We start from the raw sequence: 21,638 nt of genomic DNA, 5'->3' as shown, positions 1-21,638 counted from the left end.
CTATAAAGAAAGTGCATATGAAGTACCGATTAAGAAATACGTTCTTTTTCTCGCTTTTATTGGTTTTCTTATTTGCCTGTTCAAACGAAGAACCGGACGGTCTCCTGCCGGGAGACACTAAGACAGTCGACTTCCGGCTCATGCTCTCTGCCAGTCAGGAGGAAAACTCCCAAAATACAACGCAATATGAAGGTATGCGTAATATCCTTGTAGTTATTACAGATAACGATGGCAAAATATTGCAGAGAGAAGAGGAAGATTTACAATGGGAAGAGGGGAAGGAGGCTATATTAGAGGAAGGTTTTTCAATGGAAGTCCCGAAAGAAGCAGCTTATGTGTATGCTTTTTCTAATTTGAATAGTCCGTTGTTGGAGAACAATGAAAATATTCTGGAGGCGTTGGAGGTGGGGAAGACGCTGCCTGTCTCATTTGATGAGCAAGGTGTTTTAAATGGTAGTATTCCTGATGCAAAAATAAAGAATGATGTTAAAATAGTAGTGGATGAGCGGAACTCTATCCCTATGTCCAGTCATCCCCACAAATTGGAGTCCGAAATGGTGGAAATACCTTTGTATCGTATGATAGCAAAAGTGAAAATGAGTATCGAGAATAAGACAGCCGGAGAGGTTGCTGTGTCGAAGATGACCTTGGAAAAGTTCCAGAATGATAGAAAGATTTATATGCTTCCTTATAAGTCTTTGGAAAATATAAAAGAAGAGGATATCCCTTTATTTCCAGATAACGATGCTACTGAATTTAGTGATGTAGATAAGATATTTTTCGAGCAAGATGAGGAAAGTAGTTTTGAATTAGCTACGGCTGATAAAAGAGAGGCTATATTTTATGTGCATGAGTCTATGTTGGATGGACAAGATAATATCAAAGTGCAGACTACTATTCAACGACAGGAAGAAAAAGAACAGAATCTGACCGGTGTAACCCATTTTACTTATGTACGTCGTAACGACTTGTTGATCATTCCCTTGGTAATTAGTGATTACTCTTTGGAAGTGACAGTCAGCGAGCAGCGCGCTCCGATAGGAGGGTATCCTTTTACATACGAAATGTCTCTTGTACCTAGCCTGGCCTATTCGATCAAGAATTCGGGTGAGCTGACAATCAAACTGGCTTTGATACAACAGAACCTTGATGGAACCGGAGGTAGTGGCGTTCAGTTCACAACAAAGGATTGGCAGTTGACATCGGATGGAAATGATGCTATTACCTGGAAAGATAGTCAGCCGAATGAGGGGAATGAGGTCACTCAAGTGACACTAATGGTTCATAAGCAAGGTAGTGCCCAGTTGTCATTTACAGCAGTGACAGAAAACAATAAGGAAATCTCATATACAATAGAACTTATTTATAAATAAACAAAAAGTAAATATGAAAAGGTCTCGATACAATAAAATAGTACGACCGGCTTATCTCTTACATTTGTTGTTGGCAATAAGTTGTATCGCTTATGCTCAGACAAAGGAAGGGGAGTATGAGCGTGGACATATCTGGCATGAAAAGGTGGATACGGTATATGTGTATCCTGGAGAGCATACTCGTATGTTTATACAAACCAAGGCTAACGGAGGTATTTATGGCTTTTCACGTTGGATAGGATTGGGAGATGAGGCAAAGGATGAGAGCTGGTATAAGACGCATTTTACATGGTTGCCCCGAAATCCAGGTGGTTTTAAATATGACGAGAAGCTAAACTGTTATATTGCAAATGATAAGTCGACACCGGCAAGTCAGCCTCATTATCGTTATGTAGAATATATTGCGGATGACGGGCAGACAACAGATAATTCCGGTATTATCGACTCTTTAGCCTGGGACGGAAGTGCGTGGAATGATTGGCAATGGGAGAATGGTCAGAATTATATCAACCAATTGCCGACAGCAATTAATATTCGTCGAAAGTTTATTATCAAAGATGCAAAGGCAAGATATGCGCAATTGAAAGCGGCACAGGAAGCATATCAAAAGTCGGCTGAGACAAAGGGGGATAATGATGCGCTTGTTGAAGACGGTTACTTTGAAAAATATGAAGTACATACACCTCTTCGTACTGAAAAGAATCATGGTTCGAAAGACTGGGAAACCGGTGTTAACTTCCGTTTGAAGGAGAGTCTGGCAAATTATTATGTCAAAGACTATAGTGGTGATTCTCAGGATAGCATTCATTATCATTGTGCAAAATATGTTCGGTGGAGAGTGTTTGATGAAAATAAAAAGGCTGTAGCTTATTGTGATATAAGAGACGGTAGTACAAACAAAGATGTTCCTACAGGCGGATATGTTGTCGAGCATGAATTTCCGACTTTGGGCTGTAAATATTCTGAGTATACAGGGAAAGGCACTGATGAACCTGGAAAAAATACAAGTATTATTACCAATGCAGCTGTTTTCTATTGTATGAATTTGCAAGGCCCTATCACTAAACAAACAGCAGGAGAATCTTTAACCAGATACATTACAGCCGATGTCTCTGCCGATAAAGAGAACTGGTTTCCTGTGGCCCTGATCACTGTTAAGCTGGAGCCTTATTCGGATCCCAGAACTGCAGGGGAATTGGAACAAGCAAAGGATTATAATTATCGTAAACGGAGCCAGGACTTATTGGATGAGGATGTGAGCTATGATTTGATTGCCGAAATCAATTTCGATGATCCTGAGGTGGATGGAAATAAGGTTGTTAAGGATCCGAAAGAAAATTACAGACCGACCCGTTTGAACAAAGAATCGTCCGAATATGCATTTGCCGATTTGAGTGCTTATGATCAAAATCTGAGGACTCCCAAGTCACGTACTCTCTCCCGTTCTGAATATGTGTTGTATAAAACATTGAATGTCGCTGGTATCAGTCGTGTAGGAAAGGAAGGGTACAATGACTATTTTTGTAAAGATGGATCATATTATGTAAAGGCGTATGATCGGTTATATGAGCGTTTGGTACTGAAGGGGGAATCGACCCCTGGTAAAATGGGGTATTTTTTATATTTGGATGCTATTGATGAGCCTGGAAGAATTGTCTCTTTACCCGTGGAAAATCAGCTTTGTAAAGGAACCAGACTTCTGGTGACGGCGTGGGTTTGCAATATGGAAGCGAAGACATCTAGCAGTATTGCAGGGGATATCGGCTTTACCTTCAAGGGATTTACAAGCGACGGAGAAGTCAAGGACTTATATAAGTTTTATACCGGTTCGATGAGGCATACTCCGGCAAAGGCGACTGATCGTGAATTGCCTCTGCGTCTGGAGTGGCAGCAGGTTTGTTTCGAATTTACCATTCCTGATAATATTGATTATGAATCTTATCGGTTGGAGCTGGCTAATAACTGTCAGCACTCCGATGGTGCCGATTATGCTGTTGACGAAATCAGGGTCTATCGCTCGACTCCTAATATCAATGTACGCCGAAAAGCTGCCTGCGATGCAAGCTCAGTCCTGCTGAGATCTGATTATGAAATGCTGTTGTATAATCTGGGTGTAACAAAAGATGAACCGGTTTGGGGGGATGATGCGGATTTAGATGATGAATACAAAAAGCAATATATATTGCTTCGTCTGGGGCTTAGTGGTTTAGATGATGATACTGATGGTCTGAAGAAAAGTGACTATTTTAAAAATCTGTATTTCTCTTTCCTGGAAGATTTTCATGTAACCCCGGTTACAAGAAGTGTGGATGATGGTACGCATAAATGGTTGGAATTGGATTATAATGGAAATGGTCATTTAGAGCGTTTCGGACGTGTTATTGTGTCGACAAAAGAAGAGTATATTCCGGCAAGTCAAGAAGATGCGAAAGAAATGGCTGCAAAATTGAATCTGGAAGCATTGAAAGAGTACAGGGAAAATTATTCAGCATTAAAACAATTAGCAGAGCAAAATATTATAGACTTACATGAAGCAAAAGGGCCTGGTTCATATACAGCAAACGACTTAGAAACAGCTTATCAACTATTTGCTGATTTGGGACTGGCTCCTATCAGTTGTGCCTGGAAAGTTTCCACAGAAGGCAATGACGCCGATACCGGGTATATTTTTCTGGCTGATATCAAGACAGCCCGTGAAGGGCAAGATACGGATGGTGGTGATAAGTTAGTTCCGGGAACAGAATACTATGCGATGTTGATTAATGGCTCTCAACAAGATGTTTCCGACGGGAGTAATGCCGATCCGCATTCTCCTTGTGCATTGATTGCTCCGTTTTCAGTGCTGCCTCCGCTTCGTCTTGTTATCAATGGAGAGTCGGATTATATCCAAAGTGGATATTGTTTTAACAATCCAGTGCATATCGATGCTACTTTGCAGGCATCTAAGCCGGATGGTGGAGTTATTCATTTTGAACCGGAGAATTATTGTTTTGATTGGTATTTTTTCCATGAAGATGAAGCTTCTGGTGATAATGATACCGATGGTGAGGGGAATGACAAAGGGGATGCAGAGACTGGAAATGGAAATCTTTGGCCGGATGAAGTAGTACTTTTGTTTGCTGACTTAAAACTATTCAGGGAAGATTTGAACAAAGATGTAAGTGGTGAACCCAAGAAAGGGAATGTTGAAGATTTGAAAGCATGGAATCCGGGGGCAGATAGCTTGAAGTCTATAAAGGAAAAGTTGATAAGTTTAGTGGAGGAAGGATCTTTGCTATTATCTGTCCATAGTCCGGAATTTACGTTGACTGAAGAGAATCGAATATTTTATGTTTTGCCTTTTACGGTAGACGAACAGGAATTAAAGGAAGAAATAGAATCTGTGACAGGTAGCTCGAATGCGTTACTCTGTTTGGAGCCTCAAAAAGTAGAGCTTGAAGCAACGACGAAGGCTCCTGTGATGAAACTTGGGCTTACCGACATACAGTATCCGGAGGATATGTCGGAAGTACCTTTACGTATTGGTCTGGAACAGATTAAAGAGTGTAGACGGGATGAATCATCTTTCTCAAAGGCTTCTCTGCAAATACCGGTGCGCCATATTGAATTGACAGATAATTCAAACGCAGATCACTTGGGTATTTCGTCGGTAGATTTGAAAGATTCCGTTTTGCTATACAAAATAAATGGTGATGTCGTTGAGGAACTTCCGATTGTCGCGGTGCTTACAGATATGAAAGCAGAAGAGAATGGAAGCGATAATTATATTCGTTTAAATTTCTTGCCGGATTTTGAGCCGCTCGAGGGGTATATCTATACTTTGATGATTCATTTCGAAGAGAGGACGATAGACAATAAGCGTATAGAGACTTGTGACGGTATCGTGTATCTTCCGCTTAAAATAGTTCCTCAATATTTGACATGGATCAGTGACGGAACTTCCCGTAACTGGAATAACGATGCTTTGTGGAGGCGTTCGAACAAAAAAGAACTTTATATGGGTAGCGAAGAAGACGCTGATGCAAACCCGGATGGCCTGAACCGGAATGATTTGGAGTATGCTTTTGCTCCGATGAACTTTTCATACGTGACAATACTTAAGCCTGAAAACAGTTCATGGTTGTATAAATTGACGGCAAAGGGAAGTAGTGATCAGTCATTGAATATGATACCGGAGGATAATTCTGACAGAATTGGAGATGCGACTGATCGCATAGAATATGATATGATGACACCGGAAGAGGTTGATGATGGTGTGTATGCAGCAGTAGCTTTTAATGGAAACCGTTGTAATGAAATTTACTTTAAGCCTGGAGCAACATTGATGGGGCAGGATTACTTGACTTACAAGAAGGCAAGAGTTGAGTTTGAGATGGTGAAGAACCAGAAATATTTCTTGTCATCTCCTTTGCAGGGTGTGATAGCAGGTGATATGTATGCACCGAAAGAGACTGGACGACAGGAAACAGAAGCTTTTAAGGATATAACTTTTGTGAAGAATCAAAACAATCGTTTTAATCCGGCTTTCTACCAGAAAACATGGGATAATAGTGCTAAGATGTATTTGAAAAATGAAAATGATAAGGTGTATGAAGCTGTTGCTTCCAACTGGAGTATCGAGTATAATGATGTATCGGTTCCTTATGAACCGGGTATTGGGTTTTATGGAAGTGTGGAGAATCTTAAAAATGGAACGGCTTTGGTGCGTTTGCCTAAAGCTGATACATTTTATGATTATTATGATACAGGAGGTCAAACGGATACAAACGATCAGCATAAGATTCCGTCAGAACAAAGTTTACGTGGTAGATTAGGTTTCGATATGGGAGTAACGGAGTTAGAAGCTGAAGTCATAAATGCTACCAACGGCTACTTCTTCTTTGTAGGCAATCCGTTTATGACCTATTTGAATATGGAAAAGTTTTTTGATGGAAATCGAGAGTTGATTAGAACTTACTGGACGGAATATGACGCATTTGTATTAAACAAAAATAACGAAACGGTAAGTACAAGCGGTAGTACTGGCGGTTTTCTGAAACCCATGCAAGGCTTCTTTGTTCAGAAACAGGATGCAGTTGAGGCGAAATCCCTTACTGTCACTTTTACTCCGAAAATGATGTCGGCGGATAATAATACCTCGCTTTCAACCCGTTCATCAGAAGGAGAAACTTTCCCGACTCTTTACATCTCAGCCAAACGGAATGACGAATGTAGTTCTATTTCCATTGTCAAACGGGAACAGGCTGATACCGACTACCGCATCGGCGAGGATGCAGCCGTATTATTGGATACGGACGAAAAACAGCATCCTGCTCTGTACAGCGTAGCCGGAAATCAGGCGGTGGCTATCAATCAAACGTCGGTTATTACCAACATCCCGCTGGGCATTTACAGCGATAACGCAGAAGATGTAACCCTCACTTTCGAGGGCATCGAACAGTTCGACAGTCCGCTTTACCTTTATGATGCCCTGCTGGATCAAAGTATCCGGCTGGATGCCCTGAACACACAGGTAACTGTTCCCGGTTCTACGCATGGCCGCTATTTCCTGAACAGTGGAAAAGAGGGGCTACAGGCAGAAAGCGATATTGCCATCTATTCTCCGGTAGCCGGTGAAATTGTAGTTGCCACCTCTTCCTCTGACAGACTGAAGACGGTACGGGTATATGATCTTTCCGGCAGATTACTACTCAGTCTCCAGTCAATAAACGAACCGGTCAAACGCCTCTATCTGGCAGGAGGCGTCTATGTCGTAAAGGTCTCAACCGAAAAGGGAGATGTGAAAAGTAGCAAAGTGATCGTGAAATAGTAAAGTAAATAGAGATAAAAAATCCCTTTTGTAATCGATTTTGTAGTGTATAATCGATTGCAAAAGGGATTTTTATTATTGTTGTTTTATAGGTTTCAGAGTGAGTTTATTAAACCGTCTCCAAAGCAATACCCCCAACGTCGTCAGACTTATCGGAAACCCGCACCAGATACCGATCGCTCCCCAGTCAAAGATAAATCCGCAAATATACCCGATCGGCAACGCCAGCCCGAAGTGGCAGATAAAAGCGCAGTAAGCCATATATTTCACATCCGAAATACCACGCAAAGCATTGGCGAACAATATCTGTAATCCGTCGCCGAACTGGTACAGAACAACCGACCAGGACAACAAAGCCACCATTGCCACCACTTCATGTTCCGGTGTAAACAAATATCCCATATTCTTATGGAATAACATAATAAATGAAACGAACAGGACAGCAACCCCCATGATCAGATGCAGTCCGGCAAAGGAAGCCTGACGAATATTCAGCCAGTCGCTATACCCTTTAAAAACACTGACCCGTATCGTAACTGCCGCAGCTATCCCGTAGTAAACCATAAACCCAAGCGTAGTAATAACACCCAATACCTGATGAGCAGCTAATGCCGTACTTCCTAACCATCCCATCATAATAACACTCAGGCTGAACGACCCTGTTTCAACTCCCATCAACAGTCCTACCGGAAAACCTAAACGTATCAGTTTAGAGAGATTCAGCCGGTTGACAACCCCATTTTTGAACCCCACTAAAAACTCCTTATACTTTTCCCTTCGGGTAAATAAAATATAGAAAACGATAAAAGTCAGGATACGGCTGACGAGCGTAGAAATACCGGCCCCTGTCAGTCCCAGTTCGGGAACGCCGCATTTACCATAGATAAGGAAATAATTACCTATAATATTCAGCACATTCGCCCCCAGCATGATCCACATCGGCGTGACCGTATCGGTCGTACCATCGCTGAACTGTTTGAACGAATTGAACAGCATGGCAAATATTACCGAGAATAGTTGCAGGATATAATAAGGAACGATATACGGCATCAACTCTTCCGGCTGCTTTAATATATCGATATTCAGTAAAAGCAGAAGCATCAGGCAACTCAACAGGACCCCGACGATGAAATTGATAAAAAGACTGTTCTTCAGTGTCTCACCGGCCTGGCGATATTCTTTGTTGGCATGCAGCCCGCCGATAATAGGAGTGAGGCCGTATGAAAAACCCATTCCGAAAATAAAAGCCAGGTTGAAGAAGTTATTGACGAACGAGGCGGCGGCGAGTTCGGCTGTACTGTGATGCCCCACCATAATGTTATCGGCAAACCCGACAATAATAATGCCCAGCTGTCCCAACATGATCGGGACACCCAGGCGTATTGTTTCTTTATAATGTTCTTTATAAGCAGAGAATTGTATCATTCAATGATTTCTACTGATTCGATAACCACATTTTCCAGCGGACGGTCCTGTCGGTTGGTCTTGACATTTTGGATGGCATCCACTACGTCCAGTCCTTCTACCACTTCGCCATAAACCGTATATTCATTATCCAGGAAAGGAACACCGCCGATTGTTTTGTAAGCTTCGCGTTGTTCCGGAGTCAGCTTGGCTTCCTCTTTACGTTTTTCCGCTTCCAGTTCGGTTTTACCTACCAGGGTATCGCGGATGATAGCCAGTTCCGCTTTGTCTCCGCTCTGGTAAGCCGCCTTGATCTTTGCCGCATTTTCTTTTTGCAGGCGGGCGAAAATAGATTGTTTCAGACGGCCTTCTTTTTGTTTCTCCATCTGATCCAGTTCGGCATCTTTGTAGACTTTACCGGTTACGATATAGAACTGGGATGCAGAAGATTCTCTTTCGGGATTCACCTCATCGCCGGTACGGGCAGCAGAGAGTGCACCTTTTTTATGGAAATATTTCGGATAAACGAACTCGGCAGGAACCGTATAGCCCAGGTCGCCGGCACCAAGCTGTTTGCTCATCGGAGCATCTTTGGATGTGACGTCACCTCCCTGGATCATGAAATCCTTGATCACACGGTGGAAAAGCAGGCCGTTGTAAGTTCCGTCCTCTACCAGCTTGATAAAGTTATCGCGATGTTTCGGTGTTTCGTTGTATAGTTTCAGTTTGATGTTACCCAGGCTGGTTTTCATCAACACCTGTGTCTCGTTTGTTTGCGTTTCCATTCTTAATTTCGTTTAATGATTATTTATCGACAACTTTCATTGTCTTGATCTTTATATTCTTTAACGGCCTGTTGTCTTCATTTGTTTCGACAAATTGGATTTTATCGACAACTTTCATACCTTTTATGACTTCACCGAAGACTGTGTACTTGTTATCCAGGTGCGGAGCACCACCTTCCAGCATGTAAGCCTGACGCTCTTCCGGAGTGAATGTCCTGTTTTCGGCCTTTTCCATCTTATCCAGTTCCATTTCCGTATAGAACTTTCCGGTGACGATATAGAACTGCGTTCCGGATGAGGCACGTTCCGGATTTTCATCGTCGCTGGTACGGGCAGCGCATAACATGCCGCGTTTATGGAAATATTTCGGATAGACGATCTCTGCAGGGATGGTATAACCCGGATCTCCGTCGCCGAGATGCTGTTCGATAGGAGCATCTTTCGAGTTGATGTCACCTCCTTGTACCATGAATTGTTTGATCACACGATGGAAAAGTAATCCGTCGTAACGGTGTTCTTTCACATTTTTGATAAAATTATCCCTGTGTTGTGGAGTATCGTTAAATAACTTCACTTTGATCTTTCCCATATCGGTATCGATCAGGACAAGTGTCTCAACTTCCTGCGCTTGCAAATGAAAGGATGACAATATTCCAATAAGGAGTAAACCTATAGCAAACAGCTTTTTCATCTTCGTTTTATTTTGTTATTAAGGCAACAAAAATAGTTACTTTTAGTCGTTAACGCAACCTTTTAACACAACCTTTTCATGCAATGCTTGTTCCTTACTGGTAAAACGTCTAAACAAAACACATTTATGAAAGCATTTGTTAAAGGAGCAGCCTTACTGCTCGGGTTAGGTCTACTGTCTACCCATGCCCAGGCTCAGAAAGTGATCATCAAGGATGAGGAGCCGAATTCAATCCTGTTCATATCCCGTGACAAGGCGGGCGATGAGATTATCCGGATACTGAACGAAACCCAGAATCAGCGTTTCCACGAACCGGGTATTCCCCGTTTCCTGCTGACCGACCGCAAAGGCCGTTTCGCCCTGGGTATCGGCGGATATGTAAAGGCAACAGCCGAATACGACTTCGGCGGTATTTCCAAGGATATTGATTTCTACCCTGCACTGATCCCCAACAAAGGTGCGTCACACGTAAGAAACCAGTTCCAGATGGATGCAACGACCAGTACGGTCTTCCTGAAGTTGGTAGGACATACCAAGCATTTAGGTGACTTCGTTGTCTATACCGCCGGTAATTTCCGCGGTGACGGTAAAGGGTTTGAGTTGAGAAATGCTTATGCATCTTTACTGGGTTTCACACTCGGATACGACTACGGTTCGTTTATGGACCTGTCGGCTATTCCTCCGACGATCGACTTTGCCGGACCGAACGGGATGGCTATCTATCATGCAACGCAGTTCCGTTATGAACGTGCCTTCGGAAAAGGATGGAAAGCCGGTATCGGTGTGGAAATGCCGGTTGTGGACGGGATCACCAATGACAAGCTGAGTATCGGTTCACAACGTATGCCGAATTTCCCGGCTTATCTGCAATACGGATGGAACTCAAAAAGTCACCTGCGTGCGGCCGCTATCGTCAGAAGTATGACCTATGATAACCTGGTAGCCAATAAAGCCGAATCGGAAACCGGTTGGGGTGTTTTACTCTCCACGACTTTCAATGTCTGCAGCAAAGTGCAGGTGTACGGACAAGGTGTTTACGGAAAAGGTATCAGCCAGTACATGAACGACCTGAGTAACCTCAATGTGGATATTGTTCCCGATCCGGCCAAATCCGGCCACATGCAGGTGCTTCCGATGATGGGCTGGTATGCCGGTTTGCAGTACAATATCACTCCGAAAGTATTTGTTTCAAGTACTTACAGCCAGTCCCGCCTGTACAGTGACAACGATTACCCTGTCACTCCTTCCGAACAATATCGTTACGGCCAGTATCTGGTGGCAAACCTGTTCTGGAATATAACGCCCGACCTGCAGGTGGGTGCCGAATACCTGAGAGGATGGCGTACGGATTTCAACGATCAGACACGCCATGCCAACCGGATGAATCTGGCAGTACAGTATAGTTTCTAAATGCATAGTATCCTCTATGAGGTATTTGGGATTATCTGTATAATTATTGTAAATAGGAAACGACAGAATTTGAATATTATAATTTGATATTCGAATTCTGTCGTATTTTATTTATACAATATCAAATATACTGTACCAGAAACAAATTTGTCTGTGATTAAACATTCAACGTTTCTTCAAGTTGTTTCGCATATCTAAATAAATCGAATTTTTCAGAGATCCTCCTCATAGAAATGACATAATTATTTTTTGTAAATATAATCAGTCCTTTTTTTTCTTTATTGGTATAACATATGTCTCCGATCCCGACTTCTTTATTTCTGGAAAGTTCCGGGGAAGAGATTAGAGAGAGTAACTGCGTCAGTACCATCCTAAGGGCATTTGTATTTTTGCATATATAATATCTTCCATTCACTTCTTTGGGGAATGTTATTTCGATCTGATTTGCAGTGCTTACTTCTTTATAATTGATTTCTTGCAGAGCTTTTGAAACCCCGAGGCGTTCATCTGTTATCTTGTGGAATCTCTCTTCTTCCTGTACAGCGTTGAGTGCTCCAAAAAATAACTCACATGGAGTTTGGTTCACGACTAACCTTTCTCTGTAAAAAATTCCGGCATAAGGCTCAGTAATATTGATAAATGGATCATAGGTATATGAAAAAGCAATATCTATCGGTACCTGTGGAATGGCTCCAACGTTAGTGGATGGGGTTGGACCAAAGTCGAGGCTCAAGCACGCATCATATAATCGCATTGAATAGAAAGTCGCCACTGTTGGATCATAATCTACAGCAACAGCATGGAAACTGAATCCGCCATTAAATGGAACTCCCCATCCTGCAAATCCTATTGGGATGATCGGATTTGTTTCGATAAAATTGAAAGAAGAGGTCATTTTTGTAACCGTTAACGGAACTCCTTGAAGTCCACATAAGTATTGAATGATAAACGCGCAGTCCATACAGTTGATCGTGTATTGTTGACCTAACACAGTAGAGTCTGTTAATAATGTAGGAATGTCTAACATCATATGCAGAGCCAATAATGGATTTGGAATAATGTAGAGAGATGCTCCATTCACAACATCATAGACATAATCAGGAATCGTATTGTTATGTATGGAGTCATTAAAACCTATTGTTATAGCCGCTGCAATTCCCATAGCTATTGGGGGGAGATAATTCGTGTCCTTGATTTTTTCTCCATGTTCATAGATTTTCTGACAGAGATCCATTCCTCTGATAGAGGGATATTCTTTGGTAGCGTCATATGCAGTCTTATATTCACAGACAAGAGGACGTGTCGGCTTATTATTGAGTACATAAAGGGAGGTAAATGTTCTCCCCATATTTTCTCGGCACTTCTTAATTTCTTGATAATATTTCCAGTACATACAAATATTGTACTTGGCTGGGGATGTATTAAAATCTTCTTTTGAGAATGGTAATTCGAAATTTATTGTTTTTGTTTCATTATTCTTGATTGAAAAAGCCGATGATTGAAGAGATATCTGTTTTCCTGTCGCAGGATGTGTGAGGCTTACGTAAATAAGTGTGGAAGCCGAAGTCACATTCGACAGATAGGCTTTAACAGTAACGCTCATGATCATTTTTTTGATGTCATTTCTTACAATGGCAGCCAATGCAGGAACTTGTTCCGAGTTCTTGGAAGATTGCCATTCAGGAAATTCCATTGGTGTATTGATATCCTTTTTTATATGGATAGCACCTGTTTCTCCATCTGAGTTTAGATCATACTGAACGGATACAAGTCGTAGTTGGACATCTTTCTCAGTAGGTGTCGGGGTAGGAGTGGGAGTAGGTGGAGGATCAGGACGGTCATCTGAATTCTTATCGATATCCTGGTCTGCTTTGGAACCAATGGAACGACATATCTGTGTAAATGTGGCAAGTGTTACAGTGGTAACGGCAAGTCCTGTAATTACCTTTGTCTGTGTGTCCATCGTGGCTGCCCTGGTCATAGTAGCTATAAGTGTCCTATACCAGCCTTGTGTAAGTCCTCGAAGCCATTGCATAAATGATTGAGTTGTAATATGAGGTGTTGTATCCATCATTCTGGTATAGCCTGCCCGCCGACGGAGTTGATTTAAAAAAGAAGCTATCCGGAGATACCAGGCGACGTTTGTATTGTAGCTATTGAGACTTCCTACAAAAAGAGTTGAATAACTCTCTTCCAGCAATCGTGCCATAAATTCGATCTGCCATTTTTCATCCTTTGTATAAGTATCCCATTTAGGATCAGAGTCAGGAATGTAAATTGAAAGAGTTGTAGGCATAATTCCAGCTCTGGCATCTTCTGCCAGTGCCAGTCCTCCTCCCTTTCCATGAAAACCGATCGATTGGCAATTTAATAGGTTAATAGCATCTTCTTCATAAAAAATGTAATTTGACGTTAGGTGTTTATCGAAGAAATAAGGAAGATTTATCTTGTATTTCATAACCTCTTCAGCGGATAATGCAATATCGAATTCGGCAATATAAGAAATATATCCTTCCATTGCAGTTTCGTAATCTGCAACTAATTCTTGATCGATTGAAACACCAAAGACTTTTCCTTCCTCCATTCCGACATCTATTGGGGTAGCGAGGGAAAATGCTTTTTCTTTGTCGTTGGTATAAATTTTCAGTTGATTATTTGTCACAGTGATTGCAAAATCCGACCATTCATTCAACATCATTTCACCTTCCCCTTTAAACTCGGTTCTGCCTGCGGTGACAATTATATGATAAACATTTGTTTGGTCTTTATCATGAACAAGATCGATTTTGATTCCCTTGTCACTGCCTAAGGAATTATTTGCAAAAATGGTCATGGTTTCATTAGCGCAATATGCCGGATTGATTTTACCCATGCAAGTATAGGAATATACAGGAGTATTCGTATTCTTTTCAGGTTGTTTTTCATCAATATAAGCATAGTTCTTTCCATTTAAGAATAATGCAGGAGTAAGCGTATAGAGACAACTCAATCCTTTTGCACAGACTTCTATTTTAGCAGGTCCTTTATCTATGATCTGAGCTTCTGTGAAATCAATCCAGGCATATAGAGAAGTTACCGGAGGTGTCCCAACTGCATAGGATAGGACTTTTTGTTCAGTCAGACATTCTTTATAGAATCGGACAAAGGAAAAGTATCCCTTGATTTTTTCTCCTATAGTAAAACCTGTGGTATTTTCCGATTGTGACCCACTTTTTTTTATGACCTGTGACTTTTCGGTATTATCTATGCTCTTAATGGAATGTTGCAGGATTTTATAACCATTTAGATAAAAAGTCCATATCTGTAAATCGTATGTTACGGTAAGATTCATGAAAGTGCCAGTGACAACAGGCATGATTTTTACCGGAGGACATTTGGAATCCTGACGATACCAGATAAACTCTTCCTCCATGTACAGACACAGACTGTCTGCATGGGAAACAATAATTCCATCGTTGGTATTCATGGGATATAACTGGCATTCTACAGAGAACGCCTTTTCTTCTGTAAAACCGGGTATTTGTTCTATCCAGACATAATTATTGTTATATGTCTTTATCCCTCTGAAACTATAAGGACTATTTGCCATTATTTATTCTCCTTTAGATAGTTATGTAATTTGTCAAGTTCAGCTTTTAAGGCTGGGGCTATTTTGTCTATAACCGGATTCATTTTCTGGGTAACAGTATTTACGTCTCCGATTACGATATCTTCGCAAATGATGCAAGGCTGATTCTCTGTTTTTGTAATTTCCAGATTATAGACCATATCATCGTTAGGTATGTTATAAAGAAAATATATTTCTTCGTAAACGTTGTCACTGGTGAGCACTCTCATTCCGGCATTGATATCTTTTGCCATGAATAAGCCTTGATCGGTGAAGACGGCATGACTTTCTGTTAAGTGGATTTCTTTGCCGTGTATAGTACGAATACAGACCAGCGTATTTTCCGGTCCCTGAAAAGTATTTATAACACAAGTGACACCATGTGGACTCATAACCTGATCTCCGATTCGTATAAGTTCAACAGGTTTTTTACTTCCGTCGGCCATTAAAACCCGACAACCTTTGGCTATACAACCTAAGCGTAAATCGAGCTTTGGAATCTTTTTACAATTAGGTTCTAACTTTTCTTCATCGAATGTACTGGATACATGAATATGTTGTGGCTCACTAAGTCCTTGGCAAGAAAATTCTATGTATAAATCGTAATCACACTTGTTGATGGCATAAAAGAACTCTTTGCTAAGTGTCACAAGCCAATCAGGGTCAAAATGCCACTCAAAAGAATTTTTATTCCATGAGTAAGCTATTTTAGTATTACTATATTTTCTGCTACCGATACCCCAATCAATTTTAAGAACGGTTTTACTTTTATCTACATTTTCTACGGTTTTACTTACTTTGGCAGAACCGCTTGTAGCCATTTTAAGAAATACTTCCTGTCCGTTATATTCAGCGGAATAGTCATAATCTACATATTCTCTGCTACCAGGAGACCTTCCATAATAAACCAATATTTCAGGAATATTGGGTCCTAGTGGTTGTTTTGCTGGATCATTCACTGTAATGTCCGAAACAACAGTGTCTGCTTCCAGATATATTATATCCTCTGTTTTCCCGGATTTAAGAAATTGTTCTTTATTGCCTTGCCAGATAGTTGTCAATGTCACTATCAATTCTTTTGATGCAAAGTGGCTTAAATCTACATTTTCTATTAAAATATCATAGGTGGCATATTGCTTTTCATAGAGAGTTTGATACCCACTTCCAATAAATTCTCCGGAAGTGCTGATAATTCTCCAGCGTGTGTCGATCCATTGTGCTATTTGGGTTAGTGAAATAATAACTTTCCCTTTAATGACTTTTGATGCGGGTTTATAAACTGCCCATGCGATATAAGGATCATCTTCCAGCATCTTCTTTTTTGCCGCTTTTTTTAAGATACCATCTGGAGTATTTTTTATTAAAGCATGAATCAAAGGGAACTCTTCTTCTGTTCCATAAAGCTTATAGAGTTCTTGATGCTCTATCAGACAAGATTTTTTCTTTTGATTTTTTTGTTCCATAATCATTCAATTTTGAGTGTGTATAAATATGTGTTTTAAAATATGCATCCAATGAAAGTGGGTGATTCTTCAAATGTCATTAGCAAAAGTAAGTAGAAGGAATATAGAATCATTCCAGAAGATTTTTAATTAAAAAAATATGTTATCTTCTTTATAAATAATGACTTATTTGTGTTTTTTCTTGATTGGAATTTATGATATAAGAAAAAATTGATGATTTCAGATAGTTCTTAATCAACAATACCTTTTTGCTACTATCTCAGGAGATTTCTTTTTGTCATCTTACCCAAAAGAAAGTATTGGTATGGTTATATAGTCTAATGTTAATACGTGTTAAAACAAACAGCTTTGACCCCTAGATAAAAAGAGGTTGTGTGTATCCTTTATAAACAGACTTAAAAACAGTCATTTTATAAAGATACTTATGAGAGACACGATCATCATATCGCTTCTTCAAAAATATATAAAAGATCAATGTTCGGAACAGGAGTTGCGGACATTGCTTCAATGGCTGAAATCTCCGGACAGCCATGCCGGGCTGGATTCTGTTATCCAGCCGCTTTGGGATGCTATCGATAGGGATATGGTCCAACCGACTTCAGAAAGGGAAACAGAATTACGCAAAGAAGTTTCTTCCTTATTATCAAAGATCGAACATAAAAATAAATCCGCTAACACCAGTGTTAGGAATAAAAACCGTTTGAACGGTTTTTATCGGATTGCTGCTATTTTAATTCTTGCTTTCAGTGTGACGTTCGGTTTATTAAAAATCTATGACCGTCCGCAACAGATGATTACTTATACGGAAAAAATATCAGCAAAAGGCGAAAAGAAAAGTATACGGTTGGCAGATGGCACGAAGATCATTCTTAATTCTGATACAAAGGTTCGCATCCCCAATAATTTTAATAAAGAAGAACGTACCATAGAGATAGAAGGAGAGGGATTCTTCGATGTGACTCCCGATCCGGATAAACCTTTTGTTATAAAAAGCGGAGAGGCCCAGGTAAAGGTATTGGGTACTTCATTCGATTTCAAATCTTACAAAGAAGATGAATTTATCAAACTAACCGTATCGACAGGAAAAGTCAGGGTAAATGTTGCCGACCAGGACCTTCAGCTGGCTGTTTCACCGAATGAACATCTTTCGATCAATAAAATAGACGGGAACGTCCGTAAGGAAACCATTGAGGAAAACAACTATATAAAGTGGATACATGGTTCCCTGTATTTTAACAAAGAACCGATCCGTGAAGTAATTAAAACAATCAACCGTACTTATAATCGAAAAGTGATTCTACAATGTAAAGATTGTGATTACCGCATCACGGGTACTCATGATAACAAAAGTATCGAGGCTGTAATTGAAGCCATCTGCTTTACGACAGGACTTCGAAGCCGACTCGAAGGAGATAATATTATATTATATGATAAACATTAAGTCTAACCATTAAAAAAACGGAATGCCTATGATAAACACTAGATGATAAAATATATGAAAAAAGCAGTAGTGCTGCTACACTACTGCCTTCACTGATTTTCAGCAGGGACCTTCAGAACAGTATTGAGCCACTGGGTTGTAAAGTATCTCTGCCTGTCTTAACAAACATCATTTATTAAAACATTACAAATGTATGAATTATAATCTAATCTATAACAAGACTCTTATGCGAACTTCGTTAACCGTTTGTGCTATCGCTCTGTCGTCGCAGTTACTTTGCGCGGAAGGAGCTTTAGGGCAAAGTCTTAAAGAAAGCGACATCACGTATGTGGTGAAACAGACGTCAGTCAGCGACGCTTTTGAACAATTGAGTAAAATCACCGGCTTTAATTTCTTTTATGACGAATCCGTTTTAAAAGGCTTGAAAAATGTAAGTGTACAAATTAAAGAAGGTTCGATAGATGCTATTCTGAATGAATTATCCCGCCAGACGGGATTGTCTTTTAAAAAGATCAATAATACGATATCGGTCAGTCGGGGACAAGCCAAAGCGTCTTTTCCGGCTGTTGAACAAAATGCCAAAAAAGTAACCGGTACTATCCGTGATAATCATGGCGAGCCTATTATTGGTGCTAACGTGTTTGTAAAAGGTACTACCAGTGGTACTGTGACCGATATGGATGGTAATTTTTCTCTGGAAGTACCGGAGAAAGGAACTTTGGTTGTTTCATACATTGGTTATCTGACAAAAGAAATGCCGATAGGAAAAGGCCAACAGAGCGTGGAAGTTGCATTGATTGAGGATACACAGGCTCTGGATGAAGTCGTAGTAGTCGGTTTTGCGAAACAGAAAAAAGCCAACCTGACCGGTTCCGTAAGTAGCGTTAAAATGGATGAGGTGATGGGAGACCGCCCGGTTCCGACTACAGGTGCTTTGTTGCAGGGAGCAGTTCCGGGATTACAGGTTACTTCCGGTAGCGGTGAGCCTGGTGGCGGTTTGGATTTTAATATTCGCGGTACAACGAGTATCAATGACGGCGACCCCCTTATTCTTGTCGATAATGTGCCGTTCTCCGGTTCGTTGAACTTACTCAATCCGAATGATATCGAGTCGGTTACGGTCCTGAAAGATGCGGCATCTGCCTCTATCTACGGAGCTCGTTCTGCTTTTGGTGTTATCCTGATTACAACCAAAGGGGTCCAGAAAGAACAGAAAGTACAGCTGACATACAGTAATAATTTTTCTTTTTCAAAGCCGACGAATTTGCCGGTAAAAGCGAATCCGCTCCAGACCGTTCAGGCATATTCGGATATGGGTTATATAACATATTATTCCGGTCAGACTGTGGATACATGGCTGGATCTGCTTCATGAATACGGTTCTAATCCGTCTGCTTATCCGGATGGATATGCAGATATAGGTGGCATGCGTTATCAGTTGGCACAAACGGATATAATGAAGGATTTCTTGTCGGAAACAGGTTTCCAGCAGAAACATGATTTTTCTGTGAGCGGGGGTACCGAACGTTCTTCATACCGTATTTCTTTGGGATATACGGGTTCCGATGGTATCATGACAACCGATATGGATAGCTATAAACGTTATAATGCGAAAGGTTTTATCAGTTCGAAAATAACGAACTGGCTGACAGGACAGTTGGATCTTAGTTTCTATAAATCGGATAAAGGCATGCCCAGCGGTGCCAACTATTCCAAAGCGGTGTGGGCTCCGTCTTACAACCCGACAGGGATGATCACGATCAATGACGAAGATCTATATTCCGGTACAGCAGGTAACCTGACTCGTCTGGGCGGTCAGAACACGAATGCGATCTCTGATACGCGTGTCTTCGCCAAATTGATAGCAACGCCGATCAAAGACATGGTTTTGAATGCAGAGTTTACATATGATAACCTGAATGAAACTGAGACAAAGTATTCAAAACGTATCCGTTTTGCCAATGCTGATAAATTCTCGGAAGAATACACTTCTGATTATTCAACGTATAGCCGCCAACGTGCTGTTACAAATTATACGGCTTTGAACATTTACGGTTCATACGCTAAAAGCTTCGCCGATAATAATTTCTCTTTATTATTAGGCTACAACCAGGAATCCAATCATTATGATTATCTGAAAGCTGAAACTTCAAATATGATCAATGACGATATGCCTTCGATTTCCCAGTCTGTGGGTGTACAGAAAGCGTATGATAAGTTTACCGAATATACGGTGATGGGATTTTTCGGACGTTTGAATTATGACTATGCAAACCGTTACCTGCTTGAGCTGAACGGACGTTATGATGCTTCTTCCAAATTCCCGTCGGGTAGCCGCTGGGGATTCTTCCCGTCTCTGTCTGTGGGATGGAGAGTGATGGAAGAAAGTTTCATGGAACCGTTGCGCGATTATATTCCTGAATTTAAGATCAGAGGATCAATCGGTACGGTTGGTAATCAGAATATCGATCCCTACCAGTTTGTACCAAGTATGGAATCTGAAAAGTCGAAATGGTTGGATAATAATACACAGCCTATTACTCTGAAGCAGCCGGGTCTGGTAAGTGGAAATTTCACCTGGGAAACGGTTCGTACCTTAAACCTCGGTTTCGATATCAGTGCCTTGAAGAACCGTCTTTCCGCCAACTTCGACCTTTTCCGCCGCGATACGAAGGATATGTTGACCAGCGGATCGCAATTGCCTGCTACTTTGGGTGCAACAGCTCCTTTACAGAACGTAGCCGATTTGAAATCTACCGGTTTCGAACTGGAGTTGGCATGGCGTGACCAGATCGGTAAAGTACATTATAATATCGGTTTCAACCTGTATGATTACAAAGCTTATATCACAAAGTTTAAAAATAATGTAGCCGGTGTGATTCGTACTTCTGATAATAAAACCTATGTGGAAGGACAACAGTTAGGTGAAATATGGGGATATGTAACTGATCGGTTGTACACGGTCGATGACTTTGTAGAGGGAACTTTGGATGCGAATCTGAAAAATGGTACCCTGAAAGACGGTATTCCTCATGTGGAAGGTGTGAAACCGAATCCGGGTGATATGATGTTCAAGGATTTGGATGGCAACGGTATCATCAATTCAGGAAATGAAACGATTTATGATCCGGGCGACCGTAAGATTATCGGGAATAACTCATTACGTTTCCAATATGGTATAAACGGTGGCTTGTCATGGAATAACTTCAGCTTCTCTTTCCTTTTACAGGGAGTTGGAAAATGTGACAAATGGTTGACAAACGATTTGATCTTCCCGTATTATTATGAATTCGGTACGATCTATGAACATCAATTGGATTACTGGACTCCTGAAAATACCGGAGCTTTCTTCCCTCGTTTGTATGAAACAGGTATGAGAAATACGAACTATGCAGCGAATGTTCGTGCCCAGACAAAGTATCTGACTAACGGAGCTTATCTGCGGGTGAAGAATCTGACACTGGGATATACAATCCCTCAGAGTGTAATTTCTAAAATTGGTATCAGTAACCTGAGAGTGTATGTTTCAGCAGAAAATCCGTTTACGTTCGATCATATGCCTAAAGGTCTCGACCCGGCGGTCGAAAGTAAAGCGAACGGACTGGGTTATCCCTTCATGAGTTCGTATGCCTTTGGCTTCAGCGTAAGCTTGTAA

The 21,638-nt window shown here is 41.0% G+C and carries 10 protein-coding genes; 5 read left to right on the top strand and 5 right to left on the bottom strand.

What is annotated here, in order from left to right; all coding sequences use genetic code 11:
- Positions 1-17 precede the first annotated feature (17 nt).
- Both IEY67_RS06090 and IEY67_RS06085 read left to right on the top strand, forming a co-directional pair.
- A complete protein-coding gene (locus tag IEY67_RS06090; protein ID WP_183669154.1) occupies positions 18-1,373 on the top strand; it encodes a hypothetical protein in 1,356 nt (451 codons plus the stop codon).
- A gap of 13 nt (positions 1,374-1,386) precedes the next feature.
- Positions 1,387-7,182 carry a T9SS type A sorting domain-containing protein gene (locus IEY67_RS06085; RefSeq protein ID WP_183669156.1) on the top strand — a complete coding sequence of 1,932 codons (5,796 nt, stop codon included), beginning with the start codon at positions 1,387-1,389 and terminating at the stop codon, positions 7,180-7,182.
- A gap of 75 nt (positions 7,183-7,257) precedes the next feature.
- On the opposite strand, the gene IEY67_RS06080 is transcribed toward IEY67_RS06085, so the two are convergent.
- Genes IEY67_RS06080 through IEY67_RS06070 form a run of 3 tightly spaced genes read right to left on the bottom strand, consistent with a single transcriptional unit; the run spans position 7,258 to position 10,062 of the window.
- Complete coding sequence (locus IEY67_RS06080; protein ID WP_183669158.1) at positions 7,258-8,607, bottom strand: MATE family efflux transporter; 1,350 nt, start codon at positions 8,605-8,607, stop codon at positions 7,258-7,260.
- Positions 8,604-9,371, bottom strand: coding sequence for a peptidylprolyl isomerase (locus IEY67_RS06075; RefSeq protein WP_183669160.1), 768 nt, complete (start codon positions 9,369-9,371; stop codon positions 8,604-8,606). Before IEY67_RS06075 ends, IEY67_RS06080 begins: the two co-directional genes overlap by 4 nt.
- Positions 9,372-9,390: 19 nt before the next feature.
- Positions 9,391-10,062, bottom strand: coding sequence for a peptidylprolyl isomerase (locus IEY67_RS06070; protein ID WP_183669163.1), 672 nt, complete (start codon positions 10,060-10,062; stop codon positions 9,391-9,393).
- Positions 10,063-10,188: 126 nt separating this feature from the next.
- Between IEY67_RS06070 and IEY67_RS06065 the strand changes: the two genes are divergently transcribed.
- Entirely contained in the window at positions 10,189-11,472 is a 1,284-nt protein-coding gene (locus IEY67_RS06065; RefSeq protein ID WP_122356999.1) for a DcaP family trimeric outer membrane transporter, read from the top strand.
- Between the two features lie 157 nt (positions 11,473-11,629).
- On the opposite strand, the gene IEY67_RS06060 is transcribed toward IEY67_RS06065, so the two are convergent.
- Complete coding sequence (locus IEY67_RS06060) at positions 11,630-15,061, bottom strand: hypothetical protein (protein ID WP_183669165.1); 3,432 nt, start codon at positions 15,059-15,061, stop codon at positions 11,630-11,632.
- Entirely contained in the window at positions 15,061-16,542 is a 1,482-nt protein-coding gene (locus IEY67_RS06055) for a Hint domain-containing protein (protein WP_183669167.1), read from the bottom strand. The genes IEY67_RS06060 and IEY67_RS06055 overlap by 1 nt, the downstream gene beginning before the upstream one ends.
- A gap of 424 nt (positions 16,543-16,966) precedes the next feature.
- Between IEY67_RS06055 and IEY67_RS06050 the strand changes: the two genes are divergently transcribed.
- Both IEY67_RS06050 and IEY67_RS06045 read left to right on the top strand, forming a co-directional pair.
- Positions 16,967-17,983 carry a FecR family protein gene (locus IEY67_RS06050; RefSeq protein ID WP_183669169.1) on the top strand — a complete coding sequence of 339 codons (1,017 nt, stop codon included), beginning with the start codon at positions 16,967-16,969 and terminating at the stop codon, positions 17,981-17,983.
- A 226-nt stretch (positions 17,984-18,209) separates the two neighbouring features.
- Positions 18,210-21,638 carry a TonB-dependent receptor gene (locus IEY67_RS06045; RefSeq protein ID WP_229800971.1) on the top strand — a complete coding sequence of 1,143 codons (3,429 nt, stop codon included), beginning with the start codon at positions 18,210-18,212 and terminating at the stop codon, positions 21,636-21,638.

The organism is Parabacteroides faecis (genome assembly GCF_014647375.1).
Classification (GTDB): domain Bacteria; phylum Bacteroidota; class Bacteroidia; order Bacteroidales; family Tannerellaceae; genus Parabacteroides; species Parabacteroides faecis.
Note: the sequence above shows the minus strand (reverse complement) of the source record. Positions and strands in the feature narration are given on the sequence as shown.

Coding starts and splice junctions, on each gene's coding strand:
- IEY67_RS06090 (WP_183669154.1), top strand. CDS start 18: ATGAAGTACCGATTAAGAAATACGTTCTTTTTCTCGCTTTTATTGGTT.
- IEY67_RS06085 (WP_183669156.1), top strand. CDS start 1,387: ATGAAAAGGTCTCGATACAATAAAATAGTACGACCGGCTTATCTCTTA.
- IEY67_RS06080 (WP_183669158.1), bottom strand. CDS start 8,607: ATGATACAATTCTCTGCTTATAAAGAACATTATAAAGAAACAATACGC.
- IEY67_RS06075 (WP_183669160.1), bottom strand. CDS start 9,371: ATGGAAACGCAAACAAACGAGACACAGGTGTTGATGAAAACCAGCCTG.
- IEY67_RS06070 (WP_183669163.1), bottom strand. CDS start 10,062: ATGAAAAAGCTGTTTGCTATAGGTTTACTCCTTATTGGAATATTGTCA.
- IEY67_RS06065 (WP_122356999.1), top strand. CDS start 10,189: ATGAAAGCATTTGTTAAAGGAGCAGCCTTACTGCTCGGGTTAGGTCTA.
- IEY67_RS06060 (WP_183669165.1), bottom strand. CDS start 15,061: ATGGCAAATAGTCCTTATAGTTTCAGAGGGATAAAGACATATAACAAT.
- IEY67_RS06055 (WP_183669167.1), bottom strand. CDS start 16,542: ATGGAACAAAAAAATCAAAAGAAAAAATCTTGTCTGATAGAGCATCAA.
- IEY67_RS06050 (WP_183669169.1), top strand. CDS start 16,967: ATGAGAGACACGATCATCATATCGCTTCTTCAAAAATATATAAAAGAT.
- IEY67_RS06045 (WP_229800971.1), top strand. CDS start 18,210: ATGCGAACTTCGTTAACCGTTTGTGCTATCGCTCTGTCGTCGCAGTTA.